This window comes from Amycolatopsis roodepoortensis (assembly GCF_014873915.1).
GTDB lineage: Bacteria > Actinomycetota > Actinomycetes > Mycobacteriales > Pseudonocardiaceae > Amycolatopsis > Amycolatopsis roodepoortensis.
The window spans coordinates 3,511,660-3,537,749 of record NZ_JADBEJ010000005.1 but is presented as its reverse complement, the minus strand read 5'-3'; the positions used below and the strand labels follow the sequence as shown (position 1 = coordinate 3,537,749).

Here is a 26,090-nt window from a genome sequence, read left to right as displayed (position 1 = left end):
CGTGTGATCACCGCAATGCCCAGGCGGCGATTCCGGGGACGGCGGCGTAGGCCGGGTCTTCGGCGAGACTTTCGGGCGAGGCTCCCTCGGCGAGGTCTTCGTACAGCCAGGTCCAGTTCTGCACCGCGCGGACCAGCGTCCACGCTCGCGCGCGTCCGGCGTCCACCCCGGCGGCCGCGGCGAACCACGCGAGTTTTTCGTCCATTGTGGACTCTTCTGCCCGGTTCCAGAGGATCGAGATCGCGCCGAACTCGAGGTCACCCGAAAGCGGTTTCGGGTCGATCACCAGCCACGGTTCGCGGTCACCGGCGAGGACGTTCTCGAAATGGAGGTCCTCGTTCACCACCAGCTCACCGGCCTCCGGCCCGAGGTTCGCGCAGATCTCCACGGCGGCGTCGATGTACTTGCGATCGAACGGTTCCCCCAGCTCGCTCCAGGTCTCCGGGAGTTCCTCGGCCAGTTCCGCGGCTTCCTCGCGAAGGGATCGCCGCAGCGTGGCGGGAGCGGGGACGGCCAGCCGTCGTGCCAGGGCGCCGACGGTCTCGACGGCCTCCTTGATCGGCTCGGTTTCGAGCGACCGGCTCGCGTCGAGCCGCTCCAGGAGCAGGACGCCGTCCTCGGGCACGTTGTCGTACATCAGGACCGCGCCCTGACCGGCCCAAGTGGACAGTGCGAGCGGTTCGTCGTCGGATTCCTCGTGCGGCCAGCCGAGTTTGAGGATCGCGGGGGAGCCGTCGGCGCGGCGCACGGGCTGCGCGACGCCGACGAAGCCGTGCATCGCCTCGCCGTCGTATTCCAGCTGCCACTTGGCGGTGTACTTCTCGGCGAGGAACGGGAGGGAATCGAGCCACTCGGCCGCCCCCGGCCCGAGGTCGGCGGCGCGGTCGAGGAACTTGGGCGGGATCTTGAAACCGGTCACGAACCCACCTTGGCAGGCCTGTCCACCGTGTTTCCCTCGTGACCCGCCGGGCGTACCGTGAACAGCGAGAACAACCCCGGGAGCAGCCATGGTGGTGGAGATTCTCAGTGCGGTCGCCGTCGCGGGCGGTGCTTGGCTCGCGACCAGCCTTCGCGTGGTGAAACAGTACGAACGCGGTCTCGTGTTCCGGTTCGGGCGGGTGCGCCCCGCCATCCGGGAGCCGGGGCTCGCGCTGCTGGTGCCGATCGCGGACAGGCTGCAGAAGGTCAACATGCAGATCGTCACGATGCCGATCCCCGCGCAGGACGGCATCACCCGCGACAACGTCACCGTGCGGGTGGACGCGGTCGTGTACTTCAAGGTGATCGACCCGGTGCTGGCCGCGGTCAACGTGCAGGACTACCGCTCGGCCGTCGGCCAGGTCGCGCAGACCTCGCTGCGGTCCATCATCGGCAAGAGCGACCTCGACGACCTGCTGTCGAACCGCGAACGGCTGAACGAGGGCCTGGAGCTGATGATCGACAGCCCGGCCTTGGACTGGGGCATCCACATCGACCGCGTCGAGATCAAGGACGTCGCGCTGCCGGAGTCGATGAAACGCTCGATGTCGCGCCAGGCCGAAGCCGAACGCGAACGGCGGGCACGGGTCATCTCGGCCGACGGCGAGTTGCAGGCGTCGCACAAGCTTTCGCAGGCGGCCGCGACCATGGCCGACACCCCGGCGGCGTTGCAGCTGAGGCTGCTGGAAACCGTCGTGCAGGTCTCGGCGGAGAAGAACTCGACGCTGGTCTTGCCGTTCCCGGTGGAGCTTTTGCGCTTCCTCGACGCGAACACGCCGAAGCGGGAGACGTCTTCGGAGGAGCCGGAGGTCTCAGAGGGCAACGGTCAGGTGGCGCCGGCGCCCAGGGAGGGCAGCTGAGCGCATGAAGAAGCCCCAGGCGCTTGCATCAGAGGCGACACTGGGGCGTTCGTCACTGACGGTAGCATCTTCGGGTGCTGTCCGTCGAGACCGAAGAGCCCATGGTCTGGAATCTGCTGTCCGAACCCCGGATGGCTCCCTACCTCGAGGCAGCGTCGGGGGACAAGGTCGCGGCCCTGCGGTTGTACGAATGGAGCGCGCGAACTTCCTCCGCCGCTTTCGAGGTCGTCGGCCATCTCGAGGTGCTCCTTCGTAACGCTCTGGATCGGTGTCTTCGCGAGCATTTCCGAGAGGACCAGTGCGGCATTCCGTGGTTCTTGCTGCCGACTCCCGGCGGGGAGAATGTGGCGGAGGCCGTGGCCACCGTGCGGGAGCGGCTGCGTCCCCAGCGAAAGGAAACCCGGCACCAGATCATCGCCGGATTGAGTTTCGGGTTCTGGTCAGGTCTGCTCGGCCCCAAGTACGAGGAGCTCTGGCGCGATTGTCTTCATCGCGCCTTCCCGTACTCGTCGGGAAAGCGAAAGGAGGTCGCCGTCGCGGTCGAGCGGGTCCGCAAGTTCCGGAACCGGCTCGCGCACCACGACTCGACGATCAACGTCGACATACCCTTCGAGCTTCGCCAGATCTTCGACCTGGCCGCGTACATCGACAAGGATGCCGCGCGCTGGCTGAAGCGGTGCAGCGGACTGATGACCGTCTACGCCCAGCGACCGGTCACGATCGACGACACCGTCGTCGTTTCGGCGAAGCACGCTTGGCCGTTGTACGAGACCTGCTCCGCTTACGTGTGCCAATCCGGGCGGGCGTTCCGGCCGATCGAGCGTGTGGCGTTCTACGCGGACCGTGAGGTCAAGCTCGATGTACCCGCCGTGCTTCACCGCCGGGACAACGTCGAGTGGTCTCCGGAAGAGGCAGCGCGGCTCGGTGCTTCGGAGGATCGCTTCGACCGTAAGATCGCGAAGGTCATCGAGACGTCGGACGATACCTGGACGGATGGCCGCTATCAGGTCTTCCTGCTGACCGGCCCAGGACATCCCGACCACCGGCAGCTGCGGCAGGCACTGCCTCATCTCGGTACCGGACGAGGCTCGGCTTTCGTGCAGCGGCAGCGATATGTCTCCCTGCACTCCTTGGAGAACGCGGTGACGACGGCCGACCTCTAGGCCGCCCGGACGACGCCGCTACTCGAGCTCGCCGTTCACCCCGAGAATGATCATCGTGCCGATGAAACCGACGTACAGCGCGATCACGACGTAGGCGATGATCACCGCCGCGAGCGCCATGCCGCGCCCGCCCGCCTCGCCGCGGTTCGCCCGCGCCAGCCCGATGTGCCCCAGGATCAGCCCGACGATCACCGTCACACAGGAGCAGATCCCGACGAGCGAGCACACCAGTCCGGCGATCGCCATCCCGTTGTCCTGCGACCGCGGGGGAGCGACCGTCGCGTACGGGTTGTACGGCTGCGGCGGCGGATACGCCGCGGGCAACGGCACGGGCGTGTACACCGACGGGACCGGCGGCTCCGGCGCCGCGTAGGGCGGCGGCACGGGCTCGGCGGTCAGCGGGTCGATGGCCTGCCCGTACGTCTCGACGGGAACCGGAACGGAAGCCGGCTCGGGAGCAGGATCCGGCGCGGAAGCCGAAGGCGGCTCGAACGGAGCGGGCGGCTCGAACGGCGGAGGCGGGGTGAAGGGTTCCGGTGGCTGAAAGGGCTGCGGGCCCGACACGGTTTCGGGCGCCGAAGACACCACAGTCGGGTCCGAGAAGGTGTTCGAGTCGGTGTAGGACGACGTCGACGGTGTGTCCTGCGAGTCGGAACTGCTCATCCGGTTGCCCCCTGGTTCGTGCGGGACACCACCGTATCGTCCGAACGGGTCACGAGACGCCCGCGGCTCCGATCGCGAGCACCACGAAAACGAACCACAGGATGACCGGGATCAGCCAAAGCGCGGTGACGACGTATCCGATGATCATCCCCGCCTGCGCCATGCCCTGGCCGCCGGCTTCGCCGCGTTTGGCCTTCGACAACGCGATGTGCCCGAAGATGATCCCCAGGATCGCCGGGAAACACATGATCAGCCCGATCAGCGAGCACACCAGCGACGCCACCGCCATGCCCTGGTCCGGCGGCCGCACGTAGGGCTGCTGGACGTAGTACTGCTGAGGCGGCGGCTGGTACGGCTGAAGTCCGTAGGGCTGCTCGAACTGCCCGGACGGCTGATGCCCGTACGGGTCGTGCGGATTCGTCATGGTGGTCCCCTCGTAGACGAGGACCGTATCGCTACCGGAAAGCCCCGTGTTTCGCGGCGATGTTCAGCGCGACGGGGATCGCGATGGCGTACAGGACGATCATCAGATAGCCGACGACGAAAGCGGCGAGCGCCATGCCCTTGCCGCCCACCTCGCCGCGCCGGGCCTTCGCGAACGCGACGTGGCCCATGACGATCCCGGGGATCACGGACACCAGCCCGATCAGCCCGAAGAGTGAAAAGATCAGGGCCGCCGTCGCGAGACCGGAATCCTTGCTCCGCGCCGGGGCCTGGTTCGGGAAGGCGTACTGCTGTTGGGGTGGGAATCCACCAAAGGGCTGCTGAGCCACGTTTCGTCCCCCTCGGACTGTGATCGGCTTGTCACTGTGGTGGCATGCTCACGGATGGCGTACGCGTGACTGCGCTCATAGCGAGGTCCCACGTCAGGCGTCATACTCACCGGTAACCCAGCGCCGGGAGCCCGGTGCGCGCGAATTTAGGAGCAGCGATGGCTCGCCTCGCCCAGACCGCCGGCTTGACCGACGTGCAGTCCGAAATCCTGGCCACGGTCCGCCAGTTCGTGGACAAGGAGGTCATCCCGTGCGCGCAGGAGCTGGAGCATTCCGACACCTATCCCGCCGACATCGTCGAGGGGATGAAGGAGATGGGCCTGTTCGGGCTCACCATCCCGGAGGAGTACGGCGGCCTCGGCGAATCGCTGCTGACCTACGCGCTCGTGGTCGAGGAGATCGCGCGCGGCTGGATGAGCGTCTCCGGTGTCATCAACACGCACTTCATCGTCGCGCACATGATCAAGCAACACGGGACGCCGGAGCAGAAGCAGCACTTCCTGCCGCGGATGGCGACCGGTGAGGTCCGCGGCTCGTTCTCGATGTCCGAGCCCGACCTCGGCTCCGACGTCGCCGCGATCAAGACCCGCGCCCGCAAGACCGACGACGGGTACGTCATCGACGGGTCGAAGATGTGGCTGACCAACGGCGGCAGCTCCAATCTGATCGCGCTGCTGGTCAAGACCGACGAAGGCGCCGAGAAGGCCCACCAGAACCTCACCACGTTCCTGGTCGAAAAGCCCGAGGGCTTCGGCGAGGTCGCGCCCGGCCTCACCATCCCCGGCAAGATCGACAAAATGGGCTACAAGGGCGTCGACACCACCGAAGCCGTGTTCGACGGCTTCAAGATCGGTGCGGACAAGGTCCTCGGCGAAGCGCCGGGCAAGGGCTTCGCGTACATGATGGACGGTGTCGAGGTCGGCCGCGTCAACGTCGCCGCCCGCGCCTGCGGCATCGCGATCCGCGCGTTCGAGCTCGCCGTCGAGTACGCCCAGCAGCGCAAGACCTTCGGCAAGGCCATCGCCGAGCACCAGGCGGTCGCGTTCAAACTCGCTGAGATGGCCACCAAGGTCGAGGCCGCGCACCTGATGATGGTCAACGCAGCCCGCCTCAAGGACTCCGGCGAGCGCAACGACGTCGAAGCCGGCATGGCGAAGCTGATCGCCAGCGAGTACTGCGCCGAAGTCACCCAGGACTCCTTCCGCATCCACGGTGGCTACGGCTACTCCAAGGAATACGAGATCGAGCGCCTCATGCGCGAGGCGCCGTTCCTGCTCATCGGCGAAGGCACCAGCGAGATCCAGAAGACCATCATCAGCCGCGGCCTGCTCCGCGAGTACAAGTCCCGCTCCTGAACGTTCGCGCCTTTCGCCCGTCCTTGAGAAGATGGACCAGGACGGGCGAGAGGTGATTACGTGAGTGCTCCCTTTGGCGGAAGCGGCCGGGCCGCGGGCGGGCTGCCCAGGCTGCCGACACCGCCTACCGGCTGGCCGATCGGTTCCTACGCGACGTACGGCGAAGCCCAGCAAGCCGTCGGTTTCCTCGCGGAGAAGGAGTTCGGCGTCTCCGACGTGACCATCGTCGGCGTCGACCTGATGCTCGTCGAGCGCGTCGTCGGACGGCTGAGCTGGGGCCGGGTGCTGGGCACCGGCGCGGTGTCCGGCGCGTGGTTCGGCCTGATCATCGGGTTGCTGCTGGGCATGTTCAACAACCAGGGTTTCGCCTGGCAGCCCATGATCGGCGGGCTCGTGCTCGGCATCCTGGCGTGGACGGTCTTCGCGGCGATCAGCTACAGCATGTCCCGCCGCGACTTCTCCTCCGCGAGCCAGCTGGTCGCCGGGCGGTACGACGTCCTCTGCCAGCCGCGTTCGGCCGAACAGGGGCGCGAGCTCCTCGCCCAGCTGGCGTTGGGCGGCCGTCCCACCGGGTGACGCGGGGGCCGGACCACTGACATTCGGCGGTACTCGTTCACCTGTTCGCCGTGCGGTCCGCTGAATCGTTACCGATACTGCTTGCGGGCGGTGATCGCCCGGAATAGGTTGCACAACACCAGTCGGGCGGTCATGTACTCCAGCGTGTCCGCCCGAGCACTAGCACGTCGGGGTGCTGGCGCGCGGGCTTCTTCAACGCGTCCTAGTGCCGCCGTTCCCCAGGCGTGCGCGGGTGAGGAGGCCTCATGGGGAAGAGGATGAGCGCGAGCCGGAGGGGCCGCTCACCGGGCCGCACCGGCTCGCTACTCGGCGCGGCGGCGCTTTCGGCCGGCTTGCTGGCGGGTTGCGGTTCGGACGCCGGACTGAAGATCAACGTCTACTACGCGCCCGAAGACAATTTCCAGTCCGTTGTGGACGATTGCACCAAGGCCTCGGGCGGGCGCTACGAGGTCGTCTACAACAAGCTGCCGCGGGGAGCCGACGGTCAGCGTGAGCAGATGGTGCGCCGTCTGGCCGCCGGGGACGATTCACTGGACGTACTGGGGTTGGACGTCACCTGGGTTTCCGAGTTCGCCGAGGCGGGCTGGATCGACGAATGGACGGGGGCGGCGAAGGCCGAGGCCACGGCCGGTGTCCTGCCGGGACCGCTCGAAACCGCCACGTGGAACGGAAAGCTCTACGCCGCGACCAAGAACACCAACGTCCAGCTGCTCTGGTACGACGACCGGCTTACGCCGACGCCGCCGAAGACCTGGGACGAGATGATCCAGCAGGCACAGGCGCTCAAGGCACAGGGCAAGCCGGCGAACGTCGTGTTCACCGGCGCGCAGTACGAGGGCCTTGTCGTCATCTACAACACGCTCGTCGAGTCGGCGGGCGGCAAGATCCTGTCCGACGACGGCAAGTCGGTCGTGATGGACGAGGGCGCGGTCAAGGCGCTGGAGATGCTCAAAAAGGTCACCACGGCCGGGATCACCGACCCGTCGCTGACCAACATGAAGGAGGACGATGTCCGCCAGGCGTTCCAGCGCGGCAACGCCGCCTTCGAGCTGAACTGGCCGTTCGTCTACGCCTCCTATGCCAAGGAGAAGCCCGACGAGCTGAAGCACTTCAAGTGGACCACCTATCCACAGTTCGATGCGGGCAAGCCCGCCAAGACCACGATCGGTGGCTACGATCTCGCGGTCAGCTCGACCTCGAAGCACAAGGCGGAGGCCTATGAGGTCGCGCTGTGCCTGCGCAACGAGAAGAACCAGAAGTTCTCCGCGCTCAAGGACGGTGTCCCGCCGACGCTCGAAGCGCTCTACACCGACACCGTCCCGCTCGATCCGACGGCCGCCGTCGGCGACGACAACCCGAGCATGGACACGAAGTACCCGATGCGGGAAACGATCCTGGACGCGCTCAAGGACGCGGCGGTGCGTCCGCTCACCCCGGCGTACCAGAACGCCTCGACCGTGTTGTCGAAGGTGCTTTCGCCGCCTTCGGCGATCGATCCTAGGAAGACGGCGGAGAAGCTGAAAGAACAGCTCGCCGACGCGCTCGAGTCGAAGGGAGTGATCCCGTGACCGTGCAGGAAACCGCAGGCTCGGCGACCGCGGCCGAACCGGGCAAGAAGACGAAACCCGTTCTCAGTGAGGGAAAGAAGGCAGAGCGCAGACTCGGGCTGTGGCTGTGCGCCCCGGCCGCGATCGTGATGATCGCGGTCACCGGGTACCCGATCATCTACTCGATCTGGCTCTCCCTGCAGCGCTACGACCTCAGGTTCCCGGCGCAGCAGGAGTTCGTCGGCCTCGACAACTACATCGCGGTGTTGTCGAACGGTTACTGGTGGACGGCGTTCGGGACGACGATGGGGCTGACCATCGTTTCGGTGGTGATCGAGTTCGTCCTCGGCATGGGACTGGCGCTGATCATGCACCGGACGCTGGTCGGACGGGGCCTCGTGCGGACGGTCGCCCTGATCCCGTACGGCATCGTGACTGTGGTCGCGGCGTTCTCCTGGTACTACGCCTGGACGCCGGACACGGGTTATCTGGCCAACCTGTTCTTCCCGGACAGCGCGCCGTTGACCGAGTACTGGCCGTCCCTGGCGATCATCGTGCTGGCCGAGGTGTGGAAGACGACGCCGTTCATGGCACTGCTGCTGATGGCGGGCCTGGCGCTGGTGCCGGACGACCTGCTGAAGGCCGCGGCGATGGACGGCGCGACGGCGTGGCAGCGGTTCACGAAGGTGATGCTGCCGGTGATGAAGCCGGCCATCCTGGTGGCGCTGTTGTTCCGCACGCTGGACGCGTTCCGCATCTTCGACAACATCTTCGTGCTCACCAACGGCGCGCAGGACACGTCGTCGGTGTCGATGCAGACCTACAACAACCTGGTCAAGGGGCTCAACCTCGGGATCGGGTCGACGATGGCGGTGCTGATCTTCATCACGGTGGCGATCATCGCGTTCATCTTCATCAAGGTGTTCGGCACGGCCGCACCCGGCAGTGACAATGGGGGTAAGCGCTGATGGCGATCGGTGGAGCGGTCACTCCCGGCCGCAAGTTCAAATGGGGCCTCGTCGACATCCTCGTGCTGGTGTTCGCGCTGTTCCCGGTGCTCTGGGTGGTCTCGCTTTCGTTCAAGACCAAGGAGACGCTGGACGACGGGAACTTCATCCCGTCGGAATGGACGTGGCAGAACTACGCGGACATCTTCGAGACCACGGAGTTCATCAGGGCGCTGGTGAACTCGATCGGGATCGCGATCATCGCGACGGTGATCGCGGTCGTCCTCGGCACGATGGCGGCGTACGCGATCGCGCGGCTGGACTTCCCCGGCAAGCAGGTGCTGGTCGGGATGTCGCTGCTGATCGCGATGTTCCCGCAGGTGTCGCTGGTGACGCCGCTGTTCAACATCGAACGTGAGCTTGGCCTGTTCGACACCTGGCCGGGGCTGATCCTGCCCTACATCACGTTCGCGCTGCCGCTGTCGATCTACACGCTGTCCGCGTTCTTCCGGGAGATCCCGTGGGAGCTGGAAAAGGCGGCGAAGATGGACGGCGCGACCCCGGCGCAGGCGTTCCGGAAGGTGATCGCGCCACTGGCGGCACCGGGGGTGTTCACCACCGCGATCCTGGTGTTCATCTTCTGCTGGAACGACTTCCTGTTCGCGATCTCGCTGACCTCGACCGAGGCCTCGCGCACGGTCCCGGCGGCGCTGTCGTTCTTCACCGGGTCGTCGCAGTTCGAAGACCCGACCGGGACGATCTCCGCGGCCGCCGTGGTGATCACCGTCCCGATCATCCTGTTCGTGTTGTTCTTCCAGCGTCGCATCGTGGCGGGGCTGACGTCCGGTGCGGTGAAGGGCTGACCCATGGCTGAAATCGTTCTCGAAAAAGTGTCCAAGAAGTACCCCGACGGCGCCCTCGCGGTGTCCGAAGTGGACATCACGATCGCCGACGGTGAGTTCATCATCCTGGTCGGCCCGTCCGGCTGCGGGAAGTCCACGACGCTGAACATGGTCGCCGGGCTGGAGGACATCTCCTCCGGCGAACTGCGCATCGACGGCCAGCGCGTCAACGAGAAGGCGCCGAAGGACCGCGACATCGCGATGGTGTTCCAGTCCTACGCGCTGTATCCGCACATGAGCGTGCGGGAGAACATGGCATTCCCGTTGCGGCTGGCCAAGGTCGACGACAAGACCGTGCGGGCGAAGGTCGAAGAAGCCGCGAAGATCCTCGACCTGACCGGACATCTGGACCGCAAACCGGCGAACCTCTCCGGTGGTCAGCGGCAGCGCGTCGCGATGGGGCGGGCGATCGTCCGCAACCCCAAGGCGTTCCTGATGGACGAGCCACTGTCCAATCTGGACGCGAAACTCCGCGGCCAGATGCGGACGTCGGTGTCGAAGATCCAGAAGCAGCTCGGCACGACGACGCTCTACGTCACGCACGACCAGACCGAGGCGATGACCCTCGGCGACCGGGTCGTCGTGCTCCGGGCGGGTTACGTGCAGCAGATCGGCTCGCCGCAGTTCCTCTACGACAACCCGGCGAACCTGTTCGTGGCCGGGTTCATCGGCAGCCCGTCGATGAACTTCGTGCCCGCGACGCTGGAGAACGGGGCGGCCCGCAGCGCGCTGGGCGACATCCCGCTCACCGACCGGGTGCGGCGGCTGGTCGAAGCCGCCGACGCGCCGCGTGAGGTCATCGTCGGTATCCGGCCGGAGCATTTCGAGGACGCCGCGCTGGTGGACGCCGCCGCCCGCCAGGGCGCGACGTTCACCGCCCACGTCGACGTCCTCGAGTCGATGGGGTCCGAGAAGTTCGCGCACTTCTCGGTCGAAGGTGAGGCCGCGTCGTCGTCCGACCTCGCGGATCTCGCCGCCGACAGCGGTTCCTCGGACGTCCCCGGCGCCGAGTCGCAGATCGTGGCCCGCCTGTCGGCGGCCTCGTCGGCGGCGGAGAACCAGGACGTCGAGCTGTGGTTCGACGCGGACAAGATCAAGTTGTTCGACGGGGCCAGCGGCAAGAACCTGACCTACACCGACTAACCCTCGGTGAAGCGCGTGAAGGCCCCCTTCCCTCGGCTCAGCCGAGGGAAGGGGGCCTTCACGCGCAACACGTGCGCCGTTCGGTTGTCCACTTCGGACATCGTGAATTCCCCACCTTCGGCGGTTTACGCCTCACGGGGCGATCGTGGATCCTCAGCCGCGCATCGGTACCTAGAGAAGGGCGCCTGCCTTGCCGAAGAAGCCGACACGTCGTCTCCTGCAGGGCCTGATCGGAGCGGTCCTCATCACCACGCTCGCCCCGGCCGTCGCCTGGGCCGAACCCCCGCGGGCCCTGCCGTCGAACGCGACGGAGGCCGAACGCAAGTGGCAGCCGGCGTTCGACTACGACACCGACGGCTGCTACCCGACACCCGCGATCTCGCCGACCGGCGCGGTGGCCACCGGGCTCAAGAACTCCGGAGCCCTCAACGGTCAGTGCCGCGACCAGTCGGACCTCGACAACACCAACTCCTACGCGCGGTCGAAGTGCAACAACGGCTGGTGCGCCCACCTCTACGACCTGTACTTCGAGAAGGACCAGGCCGTCCCGGGCATCGACTGCTGCGGGCACCGGCACGACATCGAACACGTCGTCGTCTGGGTCAACGAGGGTCAGGCCCGGTACGTCTCGACGTCGGCGCACGGCAACTACTCCACCTACGACCGTTCCAAGGTCGCCTGGGAGGGGACCCACCCGAAGATCGTCTATCACAAGGACGGCGCGAGCACCCACTGCTTCCGCATCGCGAGCGCGACCGAACCGCCGGAGAACCACTACCACGCCTGGCAGTACCCGGACCTCGTCAGCTGGGACGGGTTCCCGCCCGGTGTCCGTGACACGCTCGTCCGCGCCGATTTCGGCAGCGCGAGCCTGGCGATCAAGGACGGCTCCTTCGAATACAACCTGGGGAAGGCCAAACCGGCGGGCATCCCCTTCGATCCCAACGCCTGAGGCGGATCAGTACTCGCTCTCCGGGAGGGCGAGCCACAGCACGAGGTAGACGATGAACTGCGGGCCGGGCAGCAGGCAGGACAGCACGGCGAGAAGGCGGACCTTGCCCGGCGTGGTGCCGAAGCGTTTGGCGAGACCGGCGCAGACGCCGCCGATCATGCGGCCCTGGCGCGGTCGGGTCAGGCGGGCGGCTACGGGATTCGTCACGGTATTTCCCTCTCGGTCGTCACGGTGTGTGAAACCCATTGTCGTCTCGTGACGGCCCTGCCGCATCCCACCGCGGAACGAAACGCACCCTTAAGGGCGTGAAATCGCGGTAAGGCGGTCACCTGGGAAAACGTGGCGGACCCTGTGTTCTTCGCCCGTAGGGGCTGGTGTTCCGCGATCTTTTGACGATACTGCTCCGGTGCCCTCGAAGAGACTCAGCGCGGTGATCTGCGGTTTGTTCCTCGTCGCGGCCTGTTCCACGCCGGAACCGGCGGTGACACCTTCGACCACGGCGGGTGAGGAGGCGCTGACCGCTTCCGAAGCGCTCGGGGAATACTCGTCGCTCGATTACTGCAGCCTCGTCGACCAGCGAAAAGTGATCGGCGGCGGAAACGCGGTCAAACCGCCGTTGGCCTCTTTCGAGTTCTGCCGTCTCGAATTCGTCGAGGGCGCCAATCGCTACACCGTGACCACCGGCCCGATCACTTCCGGCCAGGATCCGAACAACCAGCCGTACGAATACGCCGGGCCGTTGCCGGAAGGCGTCAGCGTCCAGCGGTCGACGTTCAACGAGGACATCGCCTGCACCCGGCTGCTCACCTTCGCCGACGGGATCAGGCTGTCCATCGCGGTGACCTCCGACGACACGGCGCCCGCCGATCAGGCCGATCGCTGCCGGATCGCCGACGCGACGGTCGACGGTGCGGCCGGGGTGATCGCCGCGCGCAAGGCCGGGCGGCTGAACCTGGACCAGCGTTCGTGGGGCCGCGTCGCGCCGTGCGCGCAGCTCGACCAGCACGAGCTCGACGCCGCCGCCGGCCCGGAGACCAAACCGGCGCCGGCGCTGTCCGGGCACAGCTGCATCCGTGGCAAGGTGAGTTTCTCGCTGTCGGTGGGCGCGGACACCACGCCGGGCGCGACGGAGGCGCTGGGCGGGCGGCAGGTCCAGGTCACCACGTCCGGCGCGTTCTGCCAGGTGACCACGCACCGGCCGATCCCGGGCACCCCGGACCGCGTCGAGCAGGCGATGCTCTCGGTGGTGGGCGTCGATGGGGCGCCGGAGGACGCCACCTGCGCGGCGGCGCGAGAGGTCGCCGCCGCGGTCTTCCCGAAGCTCCCCTGACGCATTTCGTCCTCTGGATGCGGTCCTTGCACGCGCAACTACCGCATCCAGAGGACTAAACGCGTGGCCCTCGACTCCAGGCCGCGTGATTGAAGCCGCAACTCACGTGATTGAAGGCGTAACTCACGTGATTAAAGGCGTAACTCACGTGATCAAGCAGGCAACACGCCTGACGCCGGTTTCGGCGTGTGCCGTCCGTCTGGACCCGAGACTTCGCCCTCTGGGCACATGAGTTACGCCTTCAAGCACGCGAGTTACGCCTTCAAGCACGCGAGTCGCGCCTCCAAGCACGCGAGTTGCGCGTCCGGGCACGTGAAGGTGACCGCATTCAGAGGACGAAATGCGGGGTTAGCGCAGGCGGGGCAGGCGGAAGGAGCACATCGCCTCGTCCAGCGCCTCGACGTCCAGAGGCGGATGCGGCAGCGGGGTGGCACGGCCGGGTTCGGCGCGCAGGCCGTCCAGCAGCATCGCGAGGCACCGGCGCCACAGCTCCGGCTGGATACCGTGCGTGAATTCGATGACCGAGCCGAGCATCTGGTGCAGCAGCGGTATGTCCGTCGGCATGAAATCGGCGCGGAGGACGCCTGCCGTCTGAGCCCGCTCGACGAGCTCTGTGATCAACGGCACCATGCGCGATTTCGCCTCGGCGACGCGCTCCTGGCCGAAGACGTTCGACAGCATGACTTCGCGTAACCCGCGGTCACCGGCGTGCAGTTCGGCCGCGCGCCACGTGAAGCCCGCGAATCCCTCCCAGGGATCTTCGGCGCGAAGCGCCTCTTCGGCGAACTCGCGGATCGTCTCGAACTGGTCGACGAACATGGCCTCGACCAGGTGTTCCTTGCTCGGGAAGCGGCGATAGACCGTGCCCACGCCGACGCCGGCGTGATGCGCGACGTCGTCGAGGGTCGCTTCGAGCCCGCGCTCGCCGAAGACGGTGTGCGCCGCCGCGATGATGCGCTGCCGATTGAGTTCAGCGTCGCGCCGCAGCGGCCGCGCCGGTGCGGCGGGAGCGAGTTCCCGAGCCATCCGTCCAGCTTAACAAACGAAGTAGAGGACACTTCTCCACTTCTTGTGTACCTTGGGCGCGGAAAGGGGAGATACCTACTCCACATAGCTTCTTCGTCACTATCGGTGAGGAAACCGCCCGTATGCCTGATTCATCCACCGCTGTCGCCACGCCGCCGGGGGACGCGGCCGCACAGCACACCAACCCGCACCACGCCAGGAGATGGCTGATCCTGGTGATGATCGGCCTCGCCCAGCTGATGGTCGTTCTCGACGCCACCGTCGTGAACATCGCGCTCCCGTCGGCGCAGCAGGACCTCGAGTTCTCGAACGACGCCCGCCAGTGGGTCGTCACCGCCTACGCGCTCGCGTTCGGCAGCCTGCTCCTGCTGGGCGGGCGGCTCGCGGACCTCTTCGGCCGCAAACGCGCCTTCCTCGTCGGGCTCGCGGGCTTCGCCATCGTGTCCGCGATCGGCGGCGCCGCGACCAGCATCGAAATGCTGCTCGTCGCCCGTGCCGCACAGGGTGTCTTCGGCGCGCTTCTCGCACCGGCCGCCCTGTCGCTGCTGACCACGACGTTCACCGACCCGAAGGAACGCGGCAAGGCGTTCGGCGTCTTCGGCGCGATCGGCGGTGGCGGCGCGGCGATCGGCCTGTTGCTCGGCGGCGTGCTGACCGAGTACCTCGACTGGCGCTGGTCGATGTACGTCAACATCATCTTCGCGGTGATCGCGTTCGCCGGTTCGGCCGTGCTGCTGAAGAACTCCGAAACCGAAGGCCCGCGCCCAAAGCTCGACATCCCGGGCACGATCACCGCGTCGGCCGGTCTCTTCGCGCTGGTCTACGGTTTCGCGAACGCCGAGCGCGACTCGTGGTCCTCGGTGTCGGTATGGGGTTTCCTCGCCGCCGGTGTCGTGCTGCTGGCCGCTTTCGTGGTGATCCAGCAGCGGGTTTCGCATCCGCTGCTGCCTCTGCGGGTACTGCTCGACCGCGACCGCGGCGGCTCGTACCTCGCGATGTTCCTGCTCGCCATCGGAATGTTCTCGATCTTCCTGTTCCTCACCTTCTACATCCAGCTGAACCTCCAGTTCACGCCCGTGCAGAGCGGTGTCGCGTTCCTGCCGATGGTGGCCACCCTGATGGCCAGTGCGACCTCGGCCACGGCCGTGCTGCTGCCCAAGTTCGGCGCGAAACCGTTGGTGTCACTGGGAATGCTGATCGCCGGCGCCGGACTGTTCTGGCTTTCGGCCATCGACACCACCAGCACGTACGCCGGCGGGGTGCTGTTCCCGCTGATGGTCATGGGCGTCGGCATCGGCCTCGCCATGGCGCCCGCGATGAGCGTCGCGACCTTCGGCGTCGACACGCACGACGCCGGTGTCGCGTCGGCGGCGGTCAACACCGCGCAGCAGGTCGGCGGCTCGATCGGGACCGCGCTGCTGAGCACGCTGGCCGGTAACGCGGCGACGTCGTTCGCGGCCGGAAAGGTGCCTTCGGCGCAACTGGCGGCCGAAGCGGCTGTGCACAGTTACACGACCGCGTTCGTGTGGGGCGGGTGGATCTTCGTCACCGGTGCGGTGATCTGCGGGCTGCTGCTGCGGTCGGGTGCTCCGGCGAAGGCTCCTGAAGGCGCTTCTCCGGACGCCGCGCCGGTCGCGGTGCACATGTAGTCAAGTACGTGAAGGCCCCCTTCATTGCGCCTAGGTACATGAAGGGGGCCGTCACGTACCTAGGTGGGCCGCGACTGTGACCGCACGGCCTCGAAGACCTCGTCGTCCCACCGGTGCGTCCGGATCAGCCGGTACCTTTCGCAAGCCACCCACAGATATGCCTCGGCGTCCGTGCGCGAACCGATCAGGTCCGCCTGCCGCAGCATCGCCACCACCGGCACGAACTCCTCGTCGAACCACCGCTGCGCCAGCGTCGCGCGGTCCGAGTACGCGCCTTCGTCCTGCATCAGCCGGAAACCCCACGCCTCCACGTGCTCACCGAGCCGCGCGTAGTCCCACGGGTCCGTGAACACCACCGAAGCCCGCGCGTGCCCCGCAAGCGGGACGCGTTCCAGGAACAGCCGCCGGTAGTCCTTGACGATCAGGTCGCCGCGGTACCGGATCCCGCTCGGGTCCAGTTTGGTCCGCACCTCGGTGACCATCGCCTCTATTGTGGACAGTCGCATCGCGTGCGCCACCGAAACGCGATGGTGCCCGTCGATGATGAAATGCAGTTCGCCGACGCGGTACACCTCGATCGGCGGGATCGACTCGCCGCGCCGGGTGGCCAGCGCCAGCCGTTCCCAGCGTTCGCGGACCCGCCCGGACGTCGGCCGGAAGCGCCGGTCGAAGTCGCGGCCTCGGTCGACGCTGCCGACGATCGAATCGAGCCGGATCACCCGCGCCCCGATCTTCCGTTCGCCGAGGTAGCCGAGCGCGTCGACCACCTCGTGGAACGGCAGCATGATGTTGACGTCGTCGGGTTCGCGGCGCAGCCAGTTCGCCAGCCGGGACAGCACCTGACGCCGTCGCGCGCGGAGGAAGTCGTGCTCCGCGTCCGCGCGGGGAAAGCCCGTGTCCTTCATGAGAACTCCATGATCCGGTGCCCGACCACGTTGCGGACCGTGGTCGGACCGACCACCCGGTCCGGCACGGGTTCACCGTGCGGGTGGATATGCCCGTGCAGCAACCACTTCGGGCGCAACAACTCGATCGTGCGATGGAGACAGTCGAAGCCGCGGTGCGGCGGATCCTCGCGGTCGCCGCAGTGCCGCGGCGGCGCGTGCGTGAGCAGGACGTCGACGTCCCGTCCGTCCCGCCAGCGGCGGAGCCGGGCCCGGCGCACCAGCCGCCGGGCACGCCGCGCCTGCTGGCGTTGCGTCCACTGGTTCGGGCCGTCGTTGTAGCGGACCGAGCCGCCGAGCCCGGCGAACCGGAGCCCGCCGATGTCGACGATCCGGCCGTCCGCGTTCACCCCGCCCGCCGGCCCTGGCCACACGGCGGGGAAACCGTCCTTCATGGACAGTCCGCCGTAGCGCGTGTAGCCGGACAGGTCGGGGTCGTGGTTGCCGGGGACGAAGACGCACGGCACGTCGAGAGCGCCCGCCAGGAACTCGAGGTAGTCATACGGCAGGTCGCCGGCACCGACGACGAGGCCGAGGTCGGCAGGCAGCCGGTGGACGGCGGACGTCCACAACCGCTCTTCGACCTCGTCCGCGACGACCAGCGCTTTCATGCGCTCCAGCGTAATGCCGGACGGCCTACTGCGGGCCGTGTGCGAACGCGGGGTCCTTGGCGATGATCGCGACGACGATGCCGAGCCAGACGACGCAGAACGCCAGCGCCCAGAACTTGAGGTTGGTCAGGATCCTTGGCATGGGGAACTCCAGGTACTACCGAAAGCGGGAAGAGGTCAGAGCCAGCGGTTCTTCCTGAATATTCGGTAGAGCAGGATGCAGACGCCGAAGATCACCGTCATCGCCACCGGGTAGCCGAAGCGCCAGTGCAGCTCCGGCATGTAGTCGAAGTTCATCCCGTAGATGCCGGCCAGCGCCGTGGGGACCGCGATGATCGCCGCCCACGCGGTGATCTTGCGCATGTCGGTGTTCTGCTGGAGCGTGATCTTCGCCAGGGTCGCGTCGACCAGGGTGGTCAGCAGTTCGTCGAAGTTCGCGACCCGCTCCGCCACGGTCGTCAAGTGGTCGGAGACGTCACGGAAGTACGAGCGGACCTCGTCCGGGATCAGCCGCGTGTACCCCTCGGCGAGGCGCTGCAGCGGCGTCCCCAGCGGCATGACCGCGCGGCGCAGCTCCAGCACCTCGCGCTTCATGAAATAGATCTGCTCGGCGCTCACCTTGGACCGCGGCGCGAAGACGTGCGTCTCCATCTCGTCGATGTCCGACTCGATGGCGGTGGTGACGTCGAGATAGTGGTCGACGACGTGGTCCGCGATCGCGTGCAGCACCGCGGACGGCCCGAGGTCGAGCCGCTCCGGGTCCTGGTCGAGTTCGCGGCGCAGCCTGGCGAGCCCCGAGTGGTTCCCGTGCCGCACGGTGATCACGAAGTCGCGGCCGAGGAAGGCCATCAGCTCGCCGGTCTCGACGATCTCGTTCGCCGTCGCGGGCGACTCGTGCTCGACGTACCGGACGGTCTTCAGCACCATGAACAGCGTGTCGTCGTAGCGCTCCAGCTTGGGCCGCTGGTGTGCTTCGAGCGCGTCTTCGACGGCCAGTTCGTGCAGGCCGAAGGTGTCCGCGATGCCCTGGATCTGGACGGCGTCGGGCTCGTGCAGGCCGATCCAGACGAATCCGGCGTGCCGCTTGCGCACCTCTTTGATGGCCTCGGCGTGCGTCCAGCGGCCGGGCAGGCGTTTGCCCTCCACGTACACCGCGCAGTCGACGACATACGCCGACAGTGGGACGGGCAGCGGGCGTTCGGGGACGCTCTTGGCGCGGCCGTTGCTCCGGCCGCGAAGGCCGCCGAGCGAGGGAATGGCAGGCATGGGATCTCCTGGGCAGACGTCGTGCGTTGATGCGCGAAGACGACGGGCCAAGCGGTCGGGGGGCCGCTCGGCTAGGCCAGCGTTCCCGGTTTCGTCAGCCCTGCCAGGTGGGGATCCGGCGAGATGGGAGGGCGGGAACGCTGCGACTACTAGGAAGCGGACTATCGCCACTGGACATCGGGTTCCTCACCTCCTTGGCTCGGCGGACGGTTACGCAGTGGTGTTGGTCGCGTTGACGACCCGACACCAATGGTCGAGGGTACTCCTCAACATGAAGGCCTGTCGTTCCAGGCTCACGCCGCGTTACTCGTGCAGGAGGAATGGGTGCAGTTCGGTCGCTATTACGAAGAGTTCGAGGTCGGTGCGGTCTACAAGCACTGGCCGGGCAAAACGGTCACCGAGTACGACGACCACCTGTTCTGCCTCATCACCATGAACCACCATCCGCTGCACCTCGACGCGCACTACGCCGAGGAGACCACCGACTTCGGCAAGAACGTCGTGGTCGGCAACTACATCTACTCGCTGCTGCTGGGGATGTCGGTGCCGGACGTGTCCGGCAAGGCGATCGCGAACCTCGAGGTCGAATCGCTGAAGCACGTGAAGCCGACCTTCCACGGTGACACCATCTACGGCGAGACCGAGGTGCTGGACAAGACGCCGTCGAAGTCGAAGGACGACCGGGGCGTCGTCTACGTCGAAACCCGGGGCTACAAGCAGGACGGCACGATCGTGTGTGTCTTCCGTCGCAAGGTGATGGTGCCGAAGCGGTCTTACGGTGACAGCAGGGGCGGTGAACAGCCCGGCCGCCCGGTCCCGCACGAATAATAGGTGCCACGAACGGGAAGAGGGAGCGCGTCGATGCCCATCGGGCTGGATGAGATCAAGAGCCGTCTGCGGAAGTTCGCGACGGTCGAGGCGGCCGGTGTTTCGCCGCTGTACGAGCACCTGGCGGCGAAGGCGGCCGAGGACGACGACGTCGCCGGGCTCCTGACCGACGCGCGTGGCGGTGAAGCGCGCGGAACGCTGCTCATGGCGACGGCGCACCGGCTCATCCAGGCCGACCCCATCCACCCGCTCTCGCGGTACTACCCGTCCGTCGGCGGTTTCGACGGCGTGGACTCGGAGACGTGGCCGTTGTTCCGCTCGTTCCTGCTGGAACGGGCGGACAAGGCCCGGGCGATCATCTCCTCGCGGTACACGCAGACCAACGAGGTCCGCCGTGCCGCGCTGCTGTACCCCGCGATGACGACGGCGGCGAAAGAGGCGGGCGGCAAGATCGCGCTGCTCGAGGTCGGCTGCAGCGCGGGGCTGCTGCTCGGCATGGACAAATACGCCTACCGCTACCAATGCGACGGCGGCGAACAGCTCACCGCCGGGCCCGCGAAGACCGCCGTCGGCCTGCACTGCGCGCTGGACCTCGCGCCCGGCGCCGTCACGCCGAAGGTGCCGAAGAAGCTGACGATCACCGCCCGCGCCGGCCTCGACCGCGCGCCCGTGGACCTGGCCGACGAGGACGAACTGGCCTGGCTCGAAGCCTGCGTCTGGGCCGACCAGCCGGACCGGATCCGCCTCCTGCGCACGGCTGCGGCGGCGCAGGGCAAGCAGCGGCCGGAGCTGATCGCGGGCGACGCCGTCGACGATCTCGCCGCCGCGGCGGCCACCCTGCCCGCCGACGCTCCGCTCGTGGTCTTGACCAGTCACGTGCTGGCGTACCTGGGGGAGCGGCGGGCGGACTTCGTCGAGGCGCTCCGGAAACTCGCCGGCGACCGGCCGTTGTGGTGGGTCAGCGAGGAGTTCTACGCCGCCGCGCTGGAATTCCTGGTGCCCGGCAGGGCCGATCTGGCCGAACCGGTGGACCAGGCCGTGCTCGGGCTCGTGCGCTGGGACGCCGGAGTGCCGGACGTACGGGCGCTGGCCCGGACGGCCCCGCACGGGCAGCGGATGACCTGGCTGCCGGTTTAGGGGCCCGTGCCCGACCGGCCGCTTTACCCCTTTCCGCTCTCCGGAGATGTCGGCAATGCGTCGGGAAGGCCACTTTTCACCTCTTGTGCTGCTTTATCCCGGCGACTTTTGCCGAATCGTGTACAGCGGGTGTCAAGACGGCGGGAACTTGCCGGTCGGCAGCACTCCCCAATCGCGGAGAGTGACGAACAGGAGTTCGGCCAAGTGGCCGTCTTTGTCGAGTTCGATCAAGGTTCCGGCGTCGATCCACCGGGCGTCGGTGGCGTCGTCCCCGGCACGGAGAGTGCCGCCGGTGACCGCGCAGGCGTAATCGTGGATGTCATACGAGCCACGGCGGACGTTGCCGACGAGTGTGCCCGGCATCACGTCCAGCCCGGTCTCCTCGCGCATCTCCCGGATCACGGCCGCTTCGTCCGTTTCGCCGGGTTCGACCCGTCCGCCGGGAACCGACCAGAGTCCACGTCCGGGTTCATTCGCGCGCCGGATCAGCAGAATCCGCCCCAGTTCGTCGTGGACGATGCCGCCTACGCAGCGGACCGTGCTGTCCGAAACGGTGTTCATTCCCGAATGGTAGACGCGGGCTTCCTGACAATGGCTGTCCTGTACACGGAGAGTAGCCGTACGGTACACTTCCCCTCGCCGGCTGACCCAAGCGCGGGACTTCCCTCCCGCGCCGGTGGAAGGTGCGGTACAAAATGAATGGTCAGTATCCGCAGTCAGTCACCGTAAGAGACAGGATTGATCGCTGTGAACGCGAAAAAGCTCCTCACTTTCGCAGGAATCGCGTTGGTGCTGTTCTTCGTGATCGCGCAGCCAGGTCAGGCCGCGGGCCTCGTGGGAAACATCATCGGCTTCCTGCGTGACTCGGCCGAATCGGTGATCACCTTCGTCAGCAACGTCTTCAGCTAGCGGGGGAGCGGATACTCTATCGGTATGTTCGCCCCACGCGATCCAGACGAGTATCTCCTCGACACCGAGCGGCGGGTCATCCGGATCCGCCGGCACTGGGCTGTGCTGTTGTGGGAAACGTTCGAGACGGCCGCGTTGCTGGCCGTCTGCGTCCTGATCTCCTACCTGTTGCCGCCCGCCGCGTGGGTCATCCAGAACATCCTCTGGTATGCCGCGTTGCTCATCATCCTGCGCTTCGCGTACGTGGTGATGGAGTGGTGGGTCGAGCGCCTGGTGGTCACGGACAAGCGGTTCGTCATGACCACCGGTGTCTTCACCACGAAAGTGCTGATGATGCCGATCACCAAGGTCACCGACCTCACCTACGAGCGTTCGGCGTGGGGCCGGATGATGGGGTACGGGACCATGGTGGTCGAGTCCGCCGGTCAGATCCAGGCGCTGAACCGCATCGACTACCTGCCGAAGCCGGAAGAGTTCTACGACACGATTTCCGAGCTCGTCTTCGGCGACAAGCAGAAGCAGGCCGAGCGCTTTTCGATGATCAAGGCGCAGCGTGCGGCGCGCGGCAAGAAGAAGGTCGGTTAGCGCAGGTCCCGGGGTCGCTGTGACCTGGAGCATCGTCGATACTGAGCGGCGATGCGCATCGACCTGCACGCCCACTCCACCGCCTCCGACGGCACCGACAGCCCTGCCGGGCTGGTCGCCGCCGCCGCGAAGGCGGGCCTCGACGTAGTCGCGATCACCGATCACGACACCACGGCCGGCTGGGCCCCGGCCGCCGAGGCACTTCCGCCGGGACTCACGCTGGTCCCCGGTGCCGAGCTGTCCACGATCTCCGTCGATCCGGTGACCGGGCGGCACATCAGCGTCCACCTGCTCGCGTACCTCTTCGACCCGGCGTCGCCGTCGGTCGTCGCCGAGCAGACCCGGCTGCGGTCGGAACGGCGATGGCGGCTGCGCGTGATGGCCGAGCGGATGGCCGCCGACGGCCTGCCGGTCGATCCCGACGAGGTCATGTCGCTGCTGCCGGAGGACGGTTCGGCCGGGCGGCCGCATCTCGCTCAGGCATTGGTGCGGGCGGGCGTCGTGTCGTCGGTGAACGAGGCCTTCGCGAGCTATCTCGGCAACGGCAGCGGTTACTTCGTGGCGCGGCAGGACACGCTCGTGGAGGACGCGATCGACATGATCGCGGAGGCGGGCGGCGTCACCGTCATCGCGCACCCCTTCGCCTACACGCGCGGCGCGACCATCACCGTCGACGTGCTCGCCGGGCTGGCCGGGCGCGGGCTCACCGGTGTCGAGGTCGACCATCCGAACCACGACGAGGAGACCCGCGTCCAGCTGCACGGGCTGGCGGGGGAGCTGGGGCTCGTGCGTACCGGTTCGAGCGATTACCACGGCACGAACAAGACCATCGATCTCGGCGACGAGACCACCGACCCGCTCGCGCTCGAAGAACTCGTCGCGCGGTCGACCGGCTACCAGGTCGTGACGCGGTGACGATCACGGACTTCTTCGACGCGCGCCTGTTCATGAGCGCGACGATCACGCTGATCGTCATCATGGACCCGCCCGGCACGGTGCCGGTGTTCCTGAGCCTGACCGGCCGCAAATCGGTGGCCTTCCGCGCCAAGGCCGCGCGGCAGGCGGTGCTGGTCTCCCTGCTGGTGATCTCGCTGTTCGCCGTTGCGGGACAAGCGATCCTGTCGTACCTCGGCATCGGCATCCCGGCGCTGCAGGGCGCGGGCGGGCTGCTGCTGTTGCTCATCGCGCTGCAACTGCTGACCGGCAAGACCGGCGGCGAGGCCGAGGCGGCGGGCGACGACGTCAACGTCGCGCTCGTGCCGCTCGGGACACCGCTGCTCGCCGGCCCAGGTGCGATCGCCGCGACCATCGTCTTCGTGCGGCAGGCCGATGGACACGTCGGCGCGTACGTGGCTCTCGCGCTTTCGATCGTGACGGTGCACTTCGTGCTGTACCTGTGCATGAGGTACTCGGGAGTGGTCATCCGGCTGATCAAGGAAAGCGGGATCACGCTGCTGGCGAAGATCGCGGGTCTGCTGCTCGCCGCCATCGCGGTGGAGCTGGTGGCGAACTCGGTGAAGGGCTTCATCTCGGGCACGTGATCGGCCGCGGGCGGTAGCAAAGGTCCCTTGCTCCCCTCCGGCTCGCTCGGTGTCCCGAAGGTGCCCTTGGAGACGTTCAGCGTCTCGAAGGGCACCTTCGGGACACCTACCCTTCACGGGCTTCGCGGGACCGCAGAGCAGGTGATAGCAAAGGTCCCTTGCTCTCTTTCGCGACCGCGGCATGTCGTGAAGGCCTCCTTGCCTACCGTGAAGGTAGTGAAGGAGGCCTTCACGGACCGCCACGCCGCATGTGGCCCGGAGTGATAGCAAAGGTCCCTTGCTCCCTTCCTGGGGATCCCCTCGAAAAGTGTCGGTGGGGGTGCGTAGCGTTGCGCGCGGGGTGATCCGATGGAGCAGATTGGTTTCGACTTCGGCGTCGAAGCGCCGCGCAAGCTGACGAAGGTCTCGCCCGCGCGCCTCGCGACGTTCGAAGATTGCCCGCGCCGCTACCGCATGGCGTATCTCGACCGCCCGTCCCCGGTACGCACCGGCGCGTGGGCGCACAGCACGCTGGGTGCGGTGGTGCACAACGCTTTGCGGGCGTTGTTCGACCTGCCGGTGATCAAGCGCGTGCCGCAGCGGGCGATGGCGCTCGTCGCCGAACACTGGAAGGACGCCGGGTTCGAAGACGCCGACCAGGCCGCCCGGTATCGCGCCAGGGCCAAGGCCTGGGTCGCGGAGTACGTCGAGCACAACGACGTCAGCGTCGATCCCGTCGGGCTGGAGCGCTGGGTTTCGGCGCCGGTCACGCTCGAGCCGGGCAGCGGGCCCAGCCTCATCATCGAGGGCCGCGCGGACCGGATCGACCAGCGCGGCCGGGAATTGGTGATCATCGACTACAAGACCGGCCGCCGCGCGCCGGACGAGTACGAGGCGCGCTCGTCGCAGGCCTTGGCGCTGTACGCGGTCGCGGCAGCCAGGACGCTGCGGACGCCGTGCTACCAGGTCGAGCTGCACCACGTGCCCACCGGAACCATCGCGGCCGCCGAGCACACCGAGGAGAGCCTGAAGCGGCATCTCCAACGCGCCGACGAGACCGCCGGGGATCTGCGGCTGGCAGCGGATACCCTGGACGCCGGCGGCGACGAGGACGTGTTGTTCCCGGCGCGCCCTGGCCGCCGTTGCTCATGGTGCGACTTCCGGCCCAGTTGCGCGGCAGGCCAGGAGGCCGGGCCCGCGGCTCAGCCGTGGGAGTTGCTGGCGCCCTAGATCCCCGAAACGCGACGATTGGACAGACGAGGACGTGTCGTCACCGGACACCGAAGAGCTCGCGACCGTTCCGCCCGCGGACGAGCCCGTGACGCCCGAAAGCGGCCGGTTCTGGCGTGGGCTGACCGGATCGCTCGCGGCCGGGATGGCCGTGCTGGCGGTGTGTGTCGTCGCGATCGCCTCGGTCTGCCTGTTCACCGGCGCGCCAGGGCCGGGGCTCCTGATGCTGATCGGCCACCCGGTCGCGGCGGTCGTCGCTTTGCTGGCACAACGGGTCACCGACTCGCGTAACGGCCGCGCCGCGGGCGGCGCCGGTCTCGTGGTCGTGGTGAGCGTGACGGCCGCGCTGAGCCTGTTCTGGTGGAGCTGACCCGGCAGGAAGGTGTCATTGACCGGAAAAAGCGTCCCGTCCTTGCGAAAATGTGGCTCACTGGGCATGTCGTGGTTGAACACGCTGTCCCGCAGCGAGGACGAAGGGCACTGTCGATGACCTACCCACCCCAGCCCGGCCAGCCCGATCACGGTCAGGGCGGGCAGCAGTACCCAGGGCAGCAGCCGGGGCAGCCGTATCCCGAGCAGCAGCAATACCCAGGGCAACAGCAGCAGTACCCGGGCCAGCCGCAGTACCAGCAGGGCGGCTACGACCAGAGCGGCGCGTACCCGCAGCAGCAGTACCCCCAGCAGCAATACCCCGGCTACGGCCAGCAGCAGTACGGGCAGGGCTTCGGCGGGCCGCCCGCGCCCCCGAAGAACAACAAGACCGGTCTGATCGTGGGCATCGCCGCCGCGGCCGTGGTGGTGCTGACGCTGGGCATCACCGGGTTCGTCGCTCCTGGATTCTTCCTCAGTGACGACAAGGCCGAGAAGGCGTCCGGTCCGGAAGGAACCGCGCAGGCGATCATCGACGGCATCAACGCCCATGACAGGGCCGCGTTGACGGAGCTGAAGTGCGGGAGCGCGGAGAAGGACATCGACCAGATCATCGAGCGGGTCAATGAAGCCTCGGACGCTTCGCTCGGCCCGGTCACGAAGGTCTCCGAGACCAAGGCCACGGTCTCCGTCACGCTGACCGTCGCGGGGCGGCCGGGCACCGCCACCGGCACGCTCGTCAGCGAAGGTGGCAAGTGGTGCTGGAAGGAAGTCAGCCGGCTGCGTACTTCCCGGACTTCGACGACGCGCTGACGGGCCGGCGGGAG

At 67.4% G+C, this 26,090-nt stretch carries 30 protein-coding genes; 20 read left to right on the top strand and 10 right to left on the bottom strand.

Features of this window, described 5'->3' with window-relative positions:
• Window positions 1-7: 7 nt before the first annotated feature.
• A complete protein-coding gene (locus tag H4W30_RS35820; protein ID WP_192746589.1) occupies window positions 8-919 on the bottom strand; it encodes an aminoglycoside phosphotransferase family protein in 912 nt (303 codons plus the stop codon).
• A gap of 88 nt (window positions 920-1,007) precedes the next feature.
• On the opposite strand from H4W30_RS35820, the gene H4W30_RS35815 reads away from it, so the two are divergent.
• Entirely contained in the window at window positions 1,008-1,838 is an 831-nt protein-coding gene (locus H4W30_RS35815) for a slipin family protein (RefSeq protein ID WP_192746588.1), read from the top strand.
• 74 nt (window positions 1,839-1,912) lie between these two features.
• Window positions 1,913-3,001: a hypothetical protein gene (locus tag H4W30_RS35810; RefSeq protein ID WP_318780725.1), complete on the top strand. Its 1,089-nt coding sequence runs from the start codon at window positions 1,913-1,915 to the stop codon at window positions 2,999-3,001.
• An 18-nt stretch (window positions 3,002-3,019) separates the two neighbouring features.
• Here the strand turns inward: H4W30_RS35810 and H4W30_RS35805 are convergent, their stop codons facing one another.
• Genes H4W30_RS35805 through H4W30_RS35795 form a run of 3 tightly spaced genes read right to left on the bottom strand, consistent with a single transcriptional unit; the run spans window position 3,020 to window position 4,437 of the window.
• Window positions 3,020-3,664, bottom strand: coding sequence for a DUF4190 domain-containing protein (locus H4W30_RS35805; RefSeq protein ID WP_192746587.1), 645 nt, complete (start codon window positions 3,662-3,664; stop codon window positions 3,020-3,022).
• A gap of 49 nt (window positions 3,665-3,713) precedes the next feature.
• The gene (locus tag H4W30_RS35800) at window positions 3,714-4,088 is read right to left on the bottom strand and encodes a DUF4190 domain-containing protein (RefSeq protein ID WP_192746586.1); all 375 of its coding nucleotides are present in this window, start codon (window positions 4,086-4,088) and stop codon (window positions 3,714-3,716) included.
• Window positions 4,089-4,119: 31 nt separating this feature from the next.
• Window positions 4,120-4,437 carry a DUF4190 domain-containing protein gene (locus tag H4W30_RS35795; protein ID WP_192746585.1) on the bottom strand — a complete coding sequence of 106 codons (318 nt, stop codon included), beginning with the start codon at window positions 4,435-4,437 and terminating at the stop codon, window positions 4,120-4,122.
• Window positions 4,438-4,595: 158 nt separating this feature from the next.
• Here H4W30_RS35795 and H4W30_RS35790 point away from each other — a divergent pair, with 158 nt between their 5' ends.
• The 7 genes from H4W30_RS35790 (at window position 4,596) to H4W30_RS35760 (ending at window position 11,859) form a co-directional block, all read left to right on the top strand.
• Entirely contained in the window at window positions 4,596-5,792 is a 1,197-nt protein-coding gene (locus tag H4W30_RS35790; RefSeq protein WP_192746584.1) for an acyl-CoA dehydrogenase family protein, read from the top strand.
• Between the two features lie 60 nt (window positions 5,793-5,852).
• Window positions 5,853-6,368, top strand: a complete 516-nt coding sequence (locus H4W30_RS35785) for a general stress protein (RefSeq protein WP_016331463.1) — start codon at window positions 5,853-5,855, stop codon at window positions 6,366-6,368.
• A 245-nt stretch (window positions 6,369-6,613) separates the two neighbouring features.
• Window positions 6,614-7,936, top strand: coding sequence for an ABC transporter substrate-binding protein (locus tag H4W30_RS35780; RefSeq protein WP_192746583.1), 1,323 nt, complete (start codon window positions 6,614-6,616; stop codon window positions 7,934-7,936).
• Entirely contained in the window at window positions 7,933-8,883 is a 951-nt protein-coding gene (locus H4W30_RS35775; RefSeq protein WP_192746582.1) for a carbohydrate ABC transporter permease, read from the top strand. The genes H4W30_RS35780 and H4W30_RS35775 overlap by 4 nt, the downstream gene beginning before the upstream one ends.
• Window positions 8,883-9,725, top strand: coding sequence for a carbohydrate ABC transporter permease (locus H4W30_RS35770; protein ID WP_034313318.1), 843 nt, complete (start codon window positions 8,883-8,885; stop codon window positions 9,723-9,725). Before H4W30_RS35775 ends, H4W30_RS35770 begins: the two co-directional genes overlap by 1 nt.
• A gap of 3 nt (window positions 9,726-9,728) precedes the next feature.
• The gene (locus tag H4W30_RS35765; RefSeq protein ID WP_192746581.1) at window positions 9,729-10,907 is read left to right on the top strand and encodes an ABC transporter ATP-binding protein; all 1,179 of its coding nucleotides are present in this window, start codon (window positions 9,729-9,731) and stop codon (window positions 10,905-10,907) included.
• Window positions 10,908-11,097: 190 nt separating this feature from the next.
• On the top strand, window positions 11,098-11,859 hold the full coding sequence (locus H4W30_RS35760; protein ID WP_192746580.1) for an NPP1 family protein: 762 nt from the start codon (window positions 11,098-11,100) through the stop codon (window positions 11,857-11,859).
• Window positions 11,860-11,865: 6 nt separating this feature from the next.
• Here the strand turns inward: H4W30_RS35760 and H4W30_RS35755 are convergent, their stop codons facing one another.
• Window positions 11,866-12,066 (bottom strand): PspC domain-containing protein, encoded by a 201-nt coding sequence (locus H4W30_RS35755; protein WP_034313416.1) that lies wholly within the window; start codon window positions 12,064-12,066, stop codon window positions 11,866-11,868.
• A 199-nt stretch (window positions 12,067-12,265) separates the two neighbouring features.
• Here H4W30_RS35755 and H4W30_RS35750 point away from each other — a divergent pair, with 199 nt between their 5' ends.
• Window positions 12,266-13,189 carry a hypothetical protein gene (locus H4W30_RS35750; protein WP_192746579.1) on the top strand — a complete coding sequence of 308 codons (924 nt, stop codon included), beginning with the start codon at window positions 12,266-12,268 and terminating at the stop codon, window positions 13,187-13,189.
• 348 nt (window positions 13,190-13,537) lie between these two features.
• Here H4W30_RS35750 and H4W30_RS35745 read toward each other — a convergent pair whose 3' ends face one another.
• The gene (locus H4W30_RS35745; protein WP_192746578.1) at window positions 13,538-14,215 is read right to left on the bottom strand and encodes a TetR/AcrR family transcriptional regulator; all 678 of its coding nucleotides are present in this window, start codon (window positions 14,213-14,215) and stop codon (window positions 13,538-13,540) included.
• A 122-nt stretch (window positions 14,216-14,337) separates the two neighbouring features.
• Between H4W30_RS35745 and H4W30_RS35740 the strand changes: the two genes are divergently transcribed.
• Window positions 14,338-15,864, top strand: coding sequence for an MFS transporter (locus tag H4W30_RS35740; protein ID WP_192746577.1), 1,527 nt, complete (start codon window positions 14,338-14,340; stop codon window positions 15,862-15,864).
• A gap of 59 nt (window positions 15,865-15,923) precedes the next feature.
• On the opposite strand, the gene H4W30_RS35735 is transcribed toward H4W30_RS35740, so the two are convergent.
• The 3 genes from H4W30_RS35735 to corA all read right to left on the bottom strand — a co-directional run bounded on the left by H4W30_RS35735 (window position 15,924) and on the right by corA (window position 18,685).
• The gene (locus tag H4W30_RS35735; protein ID WP_192746576.1) at window positions 15,924-16,769 is read right to left on the bottom strand and encodes a ParB N-terminal domain-containing protein; all 846 of its coding nucleotides are present in this window, start codon (window positions 16,767-16,769) and stop codon (window positions 15,924-15,926) included.
• On the bottom strand, window positions 16,766-17,419 hold the full coding sequence (locus H4W30_RS35730; RefSeq protein ID WP_192746575.1) for a metallophosphoesterase family protein: 654 nt from the start codon (window positions 17,417-17,419) through the stop codon (window positions 16,766-16,768). The genes H4W30_RS35735 and H4W30_RS35730 overlap by 4 nt, the downstream gene beginning before the upstream one ends.
• Before the next feature lie 177 nt (window positions 17,420-17,596).
• A complete protein-coding gene (gene corA / locus H4W30_RS35725) occupies window positions 17,597-18,685 on the bottom strand; it encodes a magnesium/cobalt transporter CorA (RefSeq protein WP_034313298.1) in 1,089 nt (362 codons plus the stop codon).
• 249 nt (window positions 18,686-18,934) lie between these two features.
• On the opposite strand from corA, the gene H4W30_RS35720 reads away from it, so the two are divergent.
• A complete protein-coding gene (locus H4W30_RS35720) occupies window positions 18,935-19,513 on the top strand; it encodes a MaoC family dehydratase (protein WP_225949972.1) in 579 nt (192 codons plus the stop codon).
• A 33-nt stretch (window positions 19,514-19,546) separates the two neighbouring features.
• On the top strand, window positions 19,547-20,650 hold the full coding sequence (locus tag H4W30_RS35715; protein ID WP_192746574.1) for a DUF2332 domain-containing protein: 1,104 nt from the start codon (window positions 19,547-19,549) through the stop codon (window positions 20,648-20,650).
• A 132-nt stretch (window positions 20,651-20,782) separates the two neighbouring features.
• Here H4W30_RS35715 and H4W30_RS35710 read toward each other — a convergent pair whose 3' ends face one another.
• Window positions 20,783-21,211, bottom strand: a complete 429-nt coding sequence (locus H4W30_RS35710) for an NUDIX hydrolase (RefSeq protein WP_192746573.1) — start codon at window positions 21,209-21,211, stop codon at window positions 20,783-20,785.
• Window positions 21,212-21,397: 186 nt separating this feature from the next.
• Here H4W30_RS35710 and H4W30_RS35705 point away from each other — a divergent pair, with 186 nt between their 5' ends.
• The 7 genes from H4W30_RS35705 (at window position 21,398) to H4W30_RS35675 (ending at window position 26,076) form a co-directional block, all read left to right on the top strand.
• Entirely contained in the window at window positions 21,398-21,559 is a 162-nt protein-coding gene (locus H4W30_RS35705) for a hypothetical protein (RefSeq protein ID WP_005167589.1), read from the top strand.
• Between the two features lie 24 nt (window positions 21,560-21,583).
• Window positions 21,584-22,144: a PH domain-containing protein gene (locus tag H4W30_RS35700; protein WP_192746572.1), complete on the top strand. Its 561-nt coding sequence runs from the start codon at window positions 21,584-21,586 to the stop codon at window positions 22,142-22,144.
• Between the two features lie 51 nt (window positions 22,145-22,195).
• Window positions 22,196-23,059, top strand: coding sequence for a PHP domain-containing protein (locus tag H4W30_RS35695; RefSeq protein ID WP_192746571.1), 864 nt, complete (start codon window positions 22,196-22,198; stop codon window positions 23,057-23,059).
• The gene (locus H4W30_RS35690; RefSeq protein ID WP_016331481.1) at window positions 23,056-23,685 is read left to right on the top strand and encodes a MarC family protein; all 630 of its coding nucleotides are present in this window, start codon (window positions 23,056-23,058) and stop codon (window positions 23,683-23,685) included. The genes H4W30_RS35695 and H4W30_RS35690 overlap by 4 nt, the downstream gene beginning before the upstream one ends.
• A gap of 348 nt (window positions 23,686-24,033) precedes the next feature.
• A complete protein-coding gene (locus H4W30_RS35685) occupies window positions 24,034-24,894 on the top strand; it encodes a RecB family exonuclease (RefSeq protein ID WP_126736335.1) in 861 nt (286 codons plus the stop codon).
• Window positions 24,895-24,928: 34 nt separating this feature from the next.
• A complete protein-coding gene (locus H4W30_RS35680; protein ID WP_192746570.1) occupies window positions 24,929-25,264 on the top strand; it encodes a hypothetical protein in 336 nt (111 codons plus the stop codon).
• A gap of 116 nt (window positions 25,265-25,380) precedes the next feature.
• Complete coding sequence (locus tag H4W30_RS35675) at window positions 25,381-26,076, top strand: hypothetical protein (protein ID WP_192746569.1); 696 nt, start codon at window positions 25,381-25,383, stop codon at window positions 26,074-26,076.
• The last annotated feature ends 14 nt before the right edge of the window (window positions 26,077-26,090 follow it).

Excerpts from the sequence above, each read along its gene's own strand:
- H4W30_RS35765 (WP_192746581.1), top strand. The coding sequence starts at position 9,729 with ATGGCTGAAATCGTTCTCGAAAAAGTGTCCAAGAAGTACCCCGACGGC.
- H4W30_RS35800 (WP_192746586.1), bottom strand. The coding sequence starts at position 4,088 with ATGACGAATCCGCACGACCCGTACGGGCATCAGCCGTCCGGGCAGTTC.
- H4W30_RS35745 (WP_192746578.1), bottom strand. The coding sequence starts at position 14,215 with ATGGCTCGGGAACTCGCTCCCGCCGCACCGGCGCGGCCGCTGCGGCGC.
- H4W30_RS35685 (WP_126736335.1), top strand. The coding sequence starts at position 24,034 with ATGGAGCAGATTGGTTTCGACTTCGGCGTCGAAGCGCCGCGCAAGCTG.
- H4W30_RS35695 (WP_192746571.1), top strand. The coding sequence starts at position 22,196 with ATGCGCATCGACCTGCACGCCCACTCCACCGCCTCCGACGGCACCGAC.
- H4W30_RS35790 (WP_192746584.1), top strand. The coding sequence starts at position 4,596 with ATGGCTCGCCTCGCCCAGACCGCCGGCTTGACCGACGTGCAGTCCGAA.
- H4W30_RS35700 (WP_192746572.1), top strand. The coding sequence starts at position 21,584 with ATGTTCGCCCCACGCGATCCAGACGAGTATCTCCTCGACACCGAGCGG.
- H4W30_RS35720 (WP_225949972.1), top strand. The coding sequence starts at position 18,935 with ATGGTCGAGGGTACTCCTCAACATGAAGGCCTGTCGTTCCAGGCTCAC.
- H4W30_RS35780 (WP_192746583.1), top strand. The coding sequence starts at position 6,614 with ATGGGGAAGAGGATGAGCGCGAGCCGGAGGGGCCGCTCACCGGGCCGC.
- corA (WP_034313298.1), bottom strand. The coding sequence starts at position 18,685 with ATGCCTGCCATTCCCTCGCTCGGCGGCCTTCGCGGCCGGAGCAACGGC.
- H4W30_RS35730 (WP_192746575.1), bottom strand. The coding sequence starts at position 17,419 with ATGAAAGCGCTGGTCGTCGCGGACGAGGTCGAAGAGCGGTTGTGGACG.
- H4W30_RS35805 (WP_192746587.1), bottom strand. The coding sequence starts at position 3,664 with ATGAGCAGTTCCGACTCGCAGGACACACCGTCGACGTCGTCCTACACC.
- H4W30_RS35770 (WP_034313318.1), top strand. The coding sequence starts at position 8,883 with ATGGCGATCGGTGGAGCGGTCACTCCCGGCCGCAAGTTCAAATGGGGC.
- H4W30_RS35735 (WP_192746576.1), bottom strand. The coding sequence starts at position 16,769 with ATGAAGGACACGGGCTTTCCCCGCGCGGACGCGGAGCACGACTTCCTC.
- H4W30_RS35710 (WP_192746573.1), bottom strand. The coding sequence starts at position 21,211 with ATGAACACCGTTTCGGACAGCACGGTCCGCTGCGTAGGCGGCATCGTC.
- H4W30_RS35815 (WP_192746588.1), top strand. The coding sequence starts at position 1,008 with ATGGTGGTGGAGATTCTCAGTGCGGTCGCCGTCGCGGGCGGTGCTTGG.
- H4W30_RS35675 (WP_192746569.1), top strand. The coding sequence starts at position 25,381 with ATGACCTACCCACCCCAGCCCGGCCAGCCCGATCACGGTCAGGGCGGG.
- H4W30_RS35715 (WP_192746574.1), top strand. The coding sequence starts at position 19,547 with ATGCCCATCGGGCTGGATGAGATCAAGAGCCGTCTGCGGAAGTTCGCG.
- H4W30_RS35740 (WP_192746577.1), top strand. The coding sequence starts at position 14,338 with ATGCCTGATTCATCCACCGCTGTCGCCACGCCGCCGGGGGACGCGGCC.